The following is a 6,505-nucleotide window of genomic DNA, read 5'->3' on the forward strand; positions in this document are numbered from 1 at the left end:
GCAGTCACACTCTTTCCCTACACGACGCTCTTCCGATCTACGCTCATCGCGACCGCGAGGGTCAGCAAAACTCGCTCTTTGCGGAACATCAGCGTCTTCTTCTTCTCGAGGCCTGTCGAGAATTAGAGCCGAATGTTCCCCTTTCAATCTTGCGGGGCTACGACAGCGCCTATGCTGAATTCGCTTCGACTTGCGATTTCGTCTTTCTTCGAGTCGGCTTTCCCCGCCACTTATTGGTGATGGTGATCTTGCTCATTCTCTGAGGATTTTCTGATCTCGCTCTCCATCGCCCGGAATTGCTCAGCGGACAGTCGAGGCAGGCGCCGAACGAAGGCCACAATATTCCATATTTGCTCATCCTGATGCGTAGGACCGAATGCGGGCATTGCGGTCATTTTGACGCCATTCTTGATGATCCAAAACAGTTCTGCGCTGCTCCATCGCTCTGAAGCTTCGGCGAGATTCGGAGGCTCTGGTCGCAGGCCTTTGCTAATATAACTGCGCTCTTTCCCCGGTGCGCTGTGGCAAATGATGCACATGGCGTCATAGTCTTTAAATCCCTTTCTCGCCTGATCCTCGCTCCATGTTTCCGGCGACTCGTTTCCCGCATGGGCAAGCACCGAACTACGCATGGTCCAATTCAAGATGACGCGCACCAAATCCGTGTGAGGCGCGGTTGCGGCGACGTTGTAAACGCCGCTGACGATGCCGAGAAAAGCGCCGAGTGCGCTGACGATGAACGCTATCACGAAACCAGCGAGAAACTTCATGGCGCACCTTCCCCGTCAGTCATTCTTGAAAGGCATATCCCACAAATCTAGTGCACTAACGCCGACATAGGATTCACAAGGGCTGCGCCGCCTGCGAGTCTGGGTTTCTTGGCCCAGACCGTCAGTTCTGAGCGGAAAGCGGCTGTCTTGGAATGCCGTTAAAGCAGCGCAAATAGCGTTTTGCTGTATCAGAGGTTTTCACTTCCATTGATGTGTTTCGCGCGTCAACGAACGTCACGTGATAATTGATACGCTCATGGCGAAGCTCTGAAACATCGAGCACCTCATAGCTCGAAAAGGCGTCGGTGCAGACGATTTCTGTCGGATGCGATTTTTCGCCTACGAGTGAGTCGGGGAACGCGGCCTGAAGAGCCGCATTCATCTCAGAGCCTATCGCAATCGCCAACTCAGCGAGGCGCAAAAGGCCGCCAACGTAGTGCGCTCCAAGGTGCGCGCCCGCGTCGGGCATGTGTTCGGCGACCAGAAAAACGGCATGAGAGCGGAGATCGTGCGCGTAATCGGCATCGTTCGCGCGAGGTACAAGATCGGAATGACGAACCTCGTCTACAACATGCGCCGTTTCGTCTGTCTCGAAAGGATGGCGAGCGAGTGAACCGGCGCGTCGTTAGTCTCGGTAGGGTGAGTGAGTGCATTTCTAGACCCCCTCCCGACAAGTCGGCGGCGACTTCAGGCTCACGGAGAAGCAGAGTCGAACAGCCCGGCTGCGCCGGGAACCTGAACGCCGCTCATCACGCCCCAAGCAGATATTTTTCGAGGTGCCCAATCGTAACAATGACGTCGGATTTCCGCGGGCGGCGTCCATTCCTTGCCGCTTTGCGTGCCTCTTTTTCCTTCGACGCTAGGCGCGCCAGCGGACGTTCCGCTCGGACCCGCAACATTGCCGGGGTGAACTGGATTCTTGGGATTTTCCTTTTGCACCGCTCCAGACGGTTCGACCGGCTTGCCGGCAGCCGGTCCTGAAGTCACTCCCTGATCCTCCGCAAAGGCGGGTGGGGCGACAGCGGCGAGGGCAAGGCTTACGATGACGACGAAAGGCTTTTTCACGATCAACTCCTAAGGCGGCGCTGCGCTGCGAGAGATCCAGCCCAACGGTTAGATGGAGGAAGTGTCAAAATAGGCAATGCTGGCCATTTGGCCCGCGCTCGTACCTTGATGGAGTCGGCATTCCGCTCAGGGCAAGGTGAACGATTGATGTCATCGATAGCGAGCATATGTCGACCCAGATCGTCATCATGGGTGCAACCTGAGGTCGGGCTGCGGCGGTCAAATGGTTCCCCATGAGCGCGAAGCCGCTGCGCTCAGCGTGATCCGAGAGGACCGCGCCCACACCAAATCCTCTCTCGCGATGGTGAAGCAAAAAAGCCCCGAAGGCCCCTTTCCAGCTGGCTTGCCCTTTAATTCATACAAGCGGTCAGCGACGGAAATGTCCCTCGGTACGCAAATGGAGCCTCCTACCTGGAAGCCGCGGGGTCAGCCCAATCGGGCACCCCCGGAGCCGATCGATACCCTTCGCAATCGCAATCATAGACGAAATAGTCATCGGAATCGCCGTTCGCGTCGAACGTCGAAAAATCGTAAGTGCGGTGCGTCTCGACCATTCGACGCTCGCCGATTGGGTTGGCCGCGCCACCTGGCATTTACGGCCGGTGCATGAGCGGCTTCTGGAACACATCAGGGCGTCGACGAACATCTTCGCCGACGAAACGAGGGCACCGGTGCTCGATCCCGGGCGCGGACGTAACAAGACCGGCCAGCTCTGGGCCTATGCGCGCGCGCTCATCAGCCAGAAGACCAAGCTGGCCGAGGCGATCCGCTATACGCTGTCACGCTGGGACGGCCTGACGCGCTTCCTCGACGACGGACGCGTCGGAATCGACTCCAACGTCGTCGAGCGCGCGATCCGCCCCATTGGCGGGGCCGAGAACTGGGCGGTCGTCGACTCGCTCATCGAAACCTGCAAGCTCAATGGCGCGGATCCGCAGGCCTACATGGCCGACGTCCTCACGAAGATCATCGAGGGTCATCTCGCAAGCAAGCTCGACGAACTTATTCCGCGGGGCCTACGCGCCGTCCCGCCGCGCTCAGGGACGTGGCCCTGAAAACAGCGCTTACTGCAAATCGAAGACGTCGCCGCCTACTTCGCGAGCGTCGTTCCGCCGCGCCGCCGGCTATGCCGCCGCCGAGCGCGTCCAATGTGAAGGTATTTCCAGCGGGAACACAACCAATCATGGCGCGACGCGTTCTTCCATTTCCGTCCATTGTCCCTGGGCGGCAAGCGCGTTCATATGAGCTCGGTGAGTGAAAGCCGCCTGGGCGTCGAGAACATTGCTCGGCATTCCGGACCAGGTATTCAACGCCGCCGTCTGCAAGGCTCGGCCGTAACTGAAAGTCAGCGCCCATGGCCCGCCAAGGCGATTGATGGCGTCGAGATTTGCGGTCGCCTCAATGTCGGATTGGCCGCCCGACAGGAAGGCGACACCTGGAATCGCCGCTGGAACGCAATTTTTCAACGCCCGAACTGTCGAAAGCGCGACTTCTTCGGGTGATGCTCGCTTCGGATATTTTTTTCCGGCGACGACCATATTGGGCTTCAGCAGCATTCCTTCGAGGAAGATCCGCGCTTCGTAAAGCCGCATGAAGACGGTCTTCAATACACATTCGGTCACTTCGCCGCATCGCTCGAGATCATGCTCGCCATCCATTAAGACCTCGGGCTCGACGATGGGCACTAGATCGGCATTTTGGCAAAGCGCCGCGTAGCGGGCGAGCGCTTGCGCATTCGTCTCGATCGCGAAATCCGTTGGAATACCCCTATCGGAATCGACGCTGATAACGGCGCGCCATTTTGCGAAGCGCGCCCCTAGGCGGCGATAATCGTTCAGCCGTTCGAGCAGACCGTCGAGACCTTCAGTAATCGTTTCGCCGGGAAAATTGGCAAGCGGCTTTGCCCCCAAATCGACCTTGATGCCTGGAATGGCGCCGGCCGCCTCGATGTATTTGACGAGTGGCGTCCCGTCGCTGGCGGTCTGTCTAATGGTCTCATCGAAGAGGATGACGCCAGAAATATATCGATTAATTGCCTCTTCGGCGCGGAACAGGAGTTGGCGGTAATCGCGCCGCGTCGCCTGGGTAGAGTCGACGCCGATTGCCGCGAACCTTTTCGCGATCGTTCCGGCGCTCTCGTCGGCGGCGAGAATGCCTTTCCCTGGTGCGACCATGGCTCTCGCGGTTCGAACGAGCACGTCCTTGTTCATAATCCTTCTCCTCCGAGCCAGCCCGGTCGATGACAACTACGTTAGAGATGCATCCTTGGGCGCTTTCCTATTCCGCTATGCCGAAGCGTATGTGCCTTTGTTGAAGCTACGAATTGAACAGACGCTGACATGAATGATGCGCTCCCACCCGACGCCGGCCGCCGCCGCGCTTCTTGCCGAGACTGACAGTTCAATGAACTCCGCCCGCATCAAGGAAAATGGTGTCTCGGAAAGAACGCCAATGCAGATCTTCATTGATGCGCTGACTTTGGCGCCGTCGCTTGAACCACCAACGGCAGCTCATGCCGTCAGTCAGATCAAGCGCCCACTTGTACAGTCAATAAGACGGGGTCGGAAAAACCAGAAGTTTCAGAGCGCCACGAGCGCGCCAAGCCGATTTGGATCCGATCTGCGTACTTGCCATATGAGCCCGCAGCATTATGAGGCCGGACACACGAAAGCGCCCGACCCCATGCTCGCGCCCAAAAGAAAATCCTTGCATTCGACGGGGGCGTCCCCACACGAAACACACCCTATTCAATACTCAGCGCTCTCGTTTCACTTGTCCCACCCGTGAAGCGAGGTGCGCAAAGGATTGGCTACGGCCCTCGGATGACGCTTGTAACGCCTGTCTCAGAAAGCGCACCGGGAAGCAGATCGCATCCACATTCGCGCCCCGCAGTTCGGCGGGCCGATTAGAATCCGCCACCAGAGCAGATTCTGCTTCCGCCAACAGCCGATCGATTTCAGCTTCCTCGAAAACTCCCTTTCCGCGCAAAGCGACAAGCAGGGCGGAAATGACGACGTAAAGGCCCTCAAGCTGAAGATTCGCAGTATTCATGGTTGCCTCCTGGCGTTGGCATAAAGTCCGCCGCCATCGTTCAGAGGCGTCCCGGGCAATGGATCGTGCGCCCACTCAAACTCCCACACAAGAGCCGACGCGTTCTGTCGCATCGCCTGTCGATTGTATGGAGGTCGCTTTTGCTTCGAGGCTTGGAGGTTTGGTGAGAGAACGGTAAGTCCGAAAAGCCCTCGGCAAATGCTAGCGCTCGAATGAAGTAACTGTTTGGGCTCCCGAGCTCGACACCAAAGCAATGCTTCAGTCGTCCATGATCGGGTCTAGGACCAGCTCCAACGCATCGGGAAGCGGGCAACGTCAGCCTTTCTTGAAGCGGACGGCTTCTTCCGATCCGCTGGTTGCGTCGCCTGCGCTATATGAATGCGCCCCGGCGCCGGCGAGCTTCCCTGCGCTAACGATTAGGTATTCATCGCGGATCGGGCGATTGTCGAACCAGCATTCGAGAATCTCCCGCACGCCAGCTGCATAACGCGTCTGCGCCGTCAGACTGGTGCCAGAAATATGCGGCGTCATGCCATGGTGCGGCATACTTCTCCATGGATGGTCGACCGGTGCTGGTTGAGGAAACCAGACATCGCCCGCATAGCCGGCCAATTGGCCGCTTTCGAGGGCACGCACAATAGCGCCGCGATCGCAGATCTTGCCGCGCGCGGTGTTAACGATGTATGAGCCGCGCTTCATTTTCGTAATTAACGCGTCATTGAACAAATGTTCGGTCTCCGGGTGCAACGGGCAATTTATAGTGACGACGTCACAAACCTCGACCATGCTTTCCACGCTGGGGTGATACGTCACATTCAGGTCTCGTTCGACCGACTCCGAAAGACGATGGCGATCGAAATAATGAAGGCCGACATCGAATGGCTTCAACCGCCGCAGTACTGCCGAGCCGATGCGACCGGCGGCGACAGTGCCGACCTGCATGGCTTCAAGATCGTAAGAACGCGCTACGCAATCTGCTATGTTCCAGCCGCCTGTCACGACCCATTGGTACGAAGGGATGTAATTGCGAACCAGCGCGAGGATCATCATCACCACATGCTCGGATACGCTGATGCTATTGCAGTATGTGACTTCCGCGACGGTGATATTGCGATCGATCGCTGCTTGCAGATCGGTGTGATCGGATCCAATGCCCGCGGTCACGATGAGCCTGAGCTTGGGCGCCTTCGCAATCCGCTCGCGGGTCATATAACCCGGCCAAAAAGGCTGCGAAATAACAATGTCGGCGTCAGGAAGCTCTTGGTCGAGTACGCTGTCCGCGCCGTCCTTGCTGGATGTCACTACTAGGCGATGACCGTTCGACTCTAGGAATTTGCGTAGTCCTAGTTCGCCGGAAACGCTGCCAAGGAGCGTACCCGGCTTGAAATCGATTGCCTTTGGGGAGGGCAGCGTTTGTCCGTCGGGATAGCATTTGGGCTGAGCCACGTCATCGCGCGCATAGGCTTTCGGATAACCGTCAACCGGATCGTCGTACAGCACGCATACGATCTTGGCCATGTTCCGCTCCCTCTCTCGCTGGGATGCAGGGCGTTATGCTTTCGTGGCTCTACCCATCAGCAGCGCCAAGCGCGAACTGGCCTCGCTCATGGATACGCGCT

At 57.9% G+C, this 6,505-nt stretch carries 6 protein-coding genes and 1 pseudogene; 1 reads left to right on the forward strand and 6 read right to left on the reverse strand.

Features of this window, described 5'->3' with window-relative positions:
* Positions 1-230: 230 nt before the first annotated feature.
* The 3 genes from ACR65W_RS10380 to ACR65W_RS10390 form a co-directional block, all read right to left on the reverse strand.
* Positions 231-770: a c-type cytochrome gene (locus ACR65W_RS10380; RefSeq protein WP_434501108.1), complete on the reverse strand. Its 540-nt coding sequence runs from the start codon at positions 768-770 to the stop codon at positions 231-233.
* Between the two features lie 121 nt (positions 771-891).
* Entirely contained in the window at positions 892-1,239 is a 348-nt protein-coding gene (locus tag ACR65W_RS10385) for a hypothetical protein (RefSeq protein WP_175095921.1), read from the reverse strand.
* Positions 1,240-1,463: 224 nt separating this feature from the next.
* Positions 1,464-1,835, reverse strand: a complete 372-nt coding sequence (locus ACR65W_RS10390) for a hypothetical protein (protein WP_232366217.1) — start codon at positions 1,833-1,835, stop codon at positions 1,464-1,466.
* A 539-nt stretch (positions 1,836-2,374) separates the two neighbouring features.
* Here ACR65W_RS10390 and ACR65W_RS10395 point away from each other — a divergent pair.
* Positions 2,375-3,093, forward strand: a pseudogene (locus ACR65W_RS10395) (IS66 family transposase); the annotation flags it as partial.
* On the opposite strand, the gene ACR65W_RS10400 reads toward ACR65W_RS10395, so the two are convergent.
* From ACR65W_RS10400 to ACR65W_RS10410, 3 genes are all read right to left on the reverse strand, one after another.
* Positions 3,017-4,045, reverse strand: a complete 1,029-nt coding sequence (locus ACR65W_RS10400; protein ID WP_434502636.1) for a class I fructose-bisphosphate aldolase — start codon at positions 4,043-4,045, stop codon at positions 3,017-3,019. The pseudogene ACR65W_RS10395 and the gene ACR65W_RS10400 sit on opposite strands and share 77 nt — an antisense overlap.
* A gap of 544 nt (positions 4,046-4,589) precedes the next feature.
* Entirely contained in the window at positions 4,590-4,886 is a 297-nt protein-coding gene (locus tag ACR65W_RS10405) for a hypothetical protein (RefSeq protein ID WP_434502638.1), read from the reverse strand.
* A 315-nt stretch (positions 4,887-5,201) separates the two neighbouring features.
* Entirely contained in the window at positions 5,202-6,404 is a 1,203-nt protein-coding gene (locus tag ACR65W_RS10410) for an NAD-dependent formate dehydrogenase (protein ID WP_434502640.1), read from the reverse strand.
* Positions 6,405-6,505: the final 101 nt, after the last annotated feature.

It is taken from the genome of Methylocystis sp., assembly GCF_051062815.1.
Classification (GTDB): domain Bacteria; phylum Pseudomonadota; class Alphaproteobacteria; order Rhizobiales; family Beijerinckiaceae; genus Methylocystis.